The sequence below is a fragment of the Actinacidiphila oryziradicis genome (assembly GCF_005047355.1).
In the GTDB taxonomy this organism is placed as follows: Bacteria; Actinomycetota; Actinomycetes; order Streptomycetales; family Streptomycetaceae; genus Actinacidiphila; species Actinacidiphila oryziradicis.
Window position 1 is genome coordinate 1 of the sequence record NZ_SUMC01000255.1, and the last position, 3,566, is coordinate 3,566.

The 3,566-nt window shown below is 70.5% G+C and carries 3 protein-coding genes; all 3 read right to left on the minus strand.

Annotation, left to right across the window (positions count from 1 at the left end):
- Nucleotides 1-96: 96 nt before the first annotated feature.
- The 3 genes from FCI23_RS54540 to FCI23_RS54550 all read right to left on the minus strand — a co-directional run bounded on the left by FCI23_RS54540 (nucleotide 97) and on the right by FCI23_RS54550 (nucleotide 3,482).
- A complete protein-coding gene (locus FCI23_RS54540; protein ID WP_136731607.1) occupies nucleotides 97-1,077 on the minus strand; it encodes a dsDNA nuclease domain-containing protein in 981 nt (326 codons plus the stop codon).
- A gap of 221 nt (nucleotides 1,078-1,298) precedes the next feature.
- Nucleotides 1,299-2,135: a hypothetical protein gene (locus tag FCI23_RS54545; RefSeq protein WP_136731608.1), complete on the minus strand. Its 837-nt coding sequence runs from the start codon at nucleotides 2,133-2,135 to the stop codon at nucleotides 1,299-1,301.
- A 174-nt stretch (nucleotides 2,136-2,309) separates the two neighbouring features.
- Entirely contained in the window at nucleotides 2,310-3,482 is a 1,173-nt protein-coding gene (locus tag FCI23_RS54550) for a cupin domain-containing protein (RefSeq protein WP_136731609.1), read from the minus strand.
- Nucleotides 3,483-3,566 lie beyond the last annotated feature (84 nt).

Below are 3,566 nucleotides of genomic sequence, written 5' to 3' on the forward strand. Positions count from 1 at the left end.
ACCAGACCTACCAAGCCATCGCCGGCCTGGTCTCCGACCGCGCGGCCATGCGGTAATCAACCACCAGCCAACCCGCCAGGCCAGCACAGCCCGACCTCAATCGAGCACCACGTCGTTAAGGACGACGGGTATACCGGTCGGCTTGTGGATCGCGTAGAAGACGTCAGCCATGCCGTCCTCCTGGCGGTGGAAGGGGAACTTCTCACAGGCGTAATCCCTGCGCACACCACGCGCCTCGTACGGCACCGCGCCGCAGCGGAGTTTGCGGGCCTGCGCTGTTTCAACTCCGCTCAGTCGCTGCGAGTAATCGGTCAGCAGTACGTGGTCGGGGCGCAGCAGGCGCTGTTGAAGGTCGGCAACGCTGCTGGGCCCGATGCACTTCCTCAGCAGCTCTGTGGGCAGGCCCTGCACCGCTACCTGTTCGGCCCATTTAGGGTCCAGGCGACCCTGCATTGCCTCCCGGGTACGGCGCACGAGTTCGGTGTAGAGGCCGGTAATCTCCGCACCGGTCAAAGACGGGCCCAGCTCGTGGAGGAAGGCGATGTTACGCAACTCGATGTCGTCGTGCCTGGGCAGTTCCCGGACATTGATCAGGCCGAGGAAGGCAGAGACCTCGTTGACCTCAGCCTTCAGGTGGGCTGTCACCCGCTTCAAGCACCGCTCGTCATCGGCCCCTTCCCCGTGCGCGAGAGCAGTAACGGAAGCGTCGGTGGGATCGAGGTAGCCCTCCAAACCGGCTGTGAGCCCGTAGGAGAGCCCCTGGTCCTTCACCGCTCCGTACGTACGCCACAGGCTCTTGAACGGGCCCTTGGCGAGAACGTCCGTGAGCGCCCAGGGCGTGGTCGCGGCCCGCGTCTTGATCTGCTGAAAATCCCAGAAGGGACGGCCATCCGCCTGTCCCTCGTTATCGCGGACAACGATGATGTCCGCAAGGTGCTCGCAGATCACGTGCCGTACCGGCTCGTCAGCAAGGATCTCCAGGATGGCCTGCGCAGCCACATGAACCTGGTACTCGTACCCCCGAAGCGTGACCGAACCCGAATCGTCCGGAGCAACGGTCTCAATCGGATCAGCCATGTACCCCCCAGCCCATTCTCCCGAGCACGCAGCGTAAGCGGTACAACACCAGTCAGTCGATCACTTCAACGGACCTCCGTGCTCACGGCGACGATGTGTCTCATGCTCGCCCGGCCGGGGCGGTGGCGGGCCTGCCTCCGCCGGCTCTTCCCGCCCGGCGAGTCGCCGACGTGGTGCCGTGGGCCGCCAGGCGGGGATCCGGCGCCACGTCCGGTGAGGGACTACCGGTCGCGCAGCTGGTCGGCCCACTTCTGCAGTGGCCCGGCGAGCTCGAGGTTGGTCCCCCGGGAGACGGTCTGCAGCAGTTCGGCGCAGACGACGGCTTCGGCCGTGTATGTCTGGGTGGTGCCCAGGAAGGGGAAGGCGTCGCGGACCCTGTCGGCGACGTCGGGCCGCAGGAGGCTGTAGGCGTAGAGCGTGGCCTGGTCATAGCCCCACGGCCCTTGGCCCCATGCCTCCCAGTCCAGGAGCCGCAGTTCGGGGGCGGTGAGGTTGGCCCAGTGAAGGTCGCCGTGGACGGTCGCCCAGCGGGTGACCGTCGGGGCCGGGATGCCGAGGAAGGCCGGGACGGCGCGGTCGATGTACTCCTGGCGGACCGCGACGCGGTCGGTGGTGGCGGCCGCCACCTTCTCCAGCACGCCGTCCAGTGCCGGCCACCAGCCGTCGGGCAGCTCCAGGCGGTCGCGCAGGATCGGGTCGGTGGAGATGACCGGCTGGTCCAGGTGCTCGCTCAGCTCCGCCCGGTAGGCGGTGCCGTCGCCCGTCGCGTCGTGAATGGCCAGCAGCGCGGGCCGGTGCCCGCCCAGGTCCGCGAACGCCTGCTGGGCGGTCTCCGCGCCTTCCCAGAGCTTGCCGTGGGCCTTGTCCGCCGGGGCGGACGTCATCCGCAACCACACCCGCTGTCCGGTCGCCGTGATGCCCGCGCGTCCGAGGGTGCGGCCGTCCCAGCCCCAGAACGGCTCCCCACCGGTGCAGGTCACCCTCAGGGCCCGCGCCGCGCGCTCGTGCCGGGCGCGCATGCGCTGTTCGTCGGCTGGGCCGGAGGGGGGCGAGTACACCGGGATCTCCCGCAAGTAGTCCGGGGGCGCAGGGGTGGTACGCGGCCGTAGGACGGCCTGCTGCCAGTCTCCCGGACGGGGAGCCAGGGTCAGGACAGATCCAGCCGTTCCGGGCGAGTACAGGCCCGGGGTGGTGGTGACGATCGCCCCTCACCACGACCCCGAGCCTCGCGGTTACAGCAGGTTGCCGACGGCGGCGGCCTGGCCGTCGACCAGCTCGCCAACCAACGCTGCGACGTCGGCGACGTCCAGGCCGGCGGCGGCCGCGAGGTCGGCCAGCGTGAGGACCTGGCCGTCAACCAGCGGCCGCAGGACCGGCTCCGCGGCCGGGGCGAACTCGTACTCGCTGCCGGCGGCGGCCAGCATCACCGTGTCGCCGGTCGTGGTGAGCACGGCGCGGGCGGTGGTCAGCCGCACCCGCAGGCCCGGGTCGGCCGGGACGCCGCCCACGTACGGCAGGCTCGGCGCCAGCCGCCCCACGGACCGGCCGTCCATCGCGGTGGCGTACCGGGCCAGGAGTTCCGGATCGTCCAGCTCCGCCAGGAGCAGCTTGCGCAGCCCGCGCAGGGTGGCGGTCTGCGCTTCGGTGGTGTCGAGCAGGGGCAGGTCGGTGCGGAATTCCTCTCGGGAGATGAGCTGTTCGGCGAGCCAGTCGAGCAGGTTGACCGGGGTGTGGGGTTCGAAGCCGAACGTGGCGTGCAGCGAGGGGCCGCCCTGGTCGGCGCTGACCGAATGCCACCAGCCGCGCGGCACATACAGCAGGTCCCCCGGGCGCAGCACCAGGTCGGCGAGCGGTTCCGTCGGCGGTTCGGGCGGCAGCTCGGTGTCCCGGTGCAGCGGGGCCGGGCGGGTCTGTCCGAACAGCCGCCAGCGCTTGGTGCCGTCCAGCTGCACGATTAGCACATCGTGACTGTCCCAGTGGACCCCGAAGCCCTCGGTGGAGGTCCAGGAGGCGTACACGTTCGCCCGCACGTCGGTCCGGAACGTGCGCTCCAGGTCTTCGGCGAGCCGGGCCAGGGGCCGGTGCAGTTGGTCCGCGCCATCGAGGGCGAGGGAGGCGCCGTCGGCCAGCAGCGGGTGCAGGCCGGCGGGCTGGAGGCGGTGCCACACGGTGTGGCGGCGGGTGGCCACCGGCGTGGCGTAGTCCGACAACGGCAGCGTCTGCCCGTCGCGGGCCAGCCGCAGCCGGGGCGGCTCCAGCCGGTGCTGGGTCAGGATGCGGTCCAGGTCGTCCCAGGTCATCAGCCCGGCGACCTCGACAGCTTCGGGGAGGTGGCGGTAGTCGCGGTGCAGCGCCTGGGCGAGGAAGTTTTCGCCCAGGCGCTCCGCGATCGACAGGTTCGTCATCGCGTCTTCGGCTTCGGACTAGTCGTTGCCGTCGCCCTTGCCGGTGCCGCCGCCGTCACCCATCAGGGTGTTGCGGCCGCGAGC